The sequence below is a fragment of the Streptomyces sp. LaBMicrA B280 genome (assembly GCF_049222185.1).
In the GTDB taxonomy this organism is placed as follows: domain Bacteria; phylum Actinomycetota; class Actinomycetes; order Streptomycetales; family Streptomycetaceae; genus Streptomyces; species Streptomyces murinus.
The window spans coordinates 1-588 of the sequence record NZ_JBMJCT010000053.1 but is presented as its reverse complement, the minus strand read 5'-3'; the positions used below and the strand labels follow the sequence as shown (position 1 = coordinate 588).

The following is a 588-nucleotide window of genomic DNA, read 5'->3' as shown; positions in this document are numbered from 1 at the left end:
GTCCCCTTAACGTTCCAGCACCGGGCAGGCGTCAGTCCGTATACATCGCCTTACGGCTTCGCACGGACCTGTGTTTTTAGTAAACAGTCGCTTCTCGCTGGTCTCTGCGGCCACCCCCAGCTCAGGGAGTAAATCCCATCACCGAGTGTGGCCCCCCTTCTCCCGAAGTTACGGGGGCATTTTGCCGAGTTCCTTAACCATAGTTCACCCGAACGCCTCGGTATTCTCTACCTGACCACCTGAGTCGGTTTAGGGTACGGGCCGCCATGAAACTCGCTAGAGGCTTTTCTCGACAGCATAGGATCATCCACTTCACCACAATCGGCTCGGCATCAGGTCTCACCCTCATATGAATGGCGGATTTACCTACCACTCGGGCTACACCCTTACCCCGGGACAACCACCGCCCGGGATGGACTACCTTCCTGCGTCACCCCATCACTCACCTACTAACCGCTTGGTTCAGCGGCTCCACCACTCCCCTCAACTCCGAAGAGATCAGGGCGGCTTCACGGCCTTAGCATCACGATGCTCGATGTTTGACGCTTCACAGCGGGTACCGGAATATCAACCGGTTATCCATCGACT

1 rRNA gene is annotated in these 588 nt (G+C 56.8%); it reads right to left on the bottom strand.

Annotation, left to right across the window (positions count from 1 at the left end):
* Positions 1-588, bottom strand: a 23S ribosomal RNA gene (locus ACLF5H_RS31505); the annotation flags it as partial.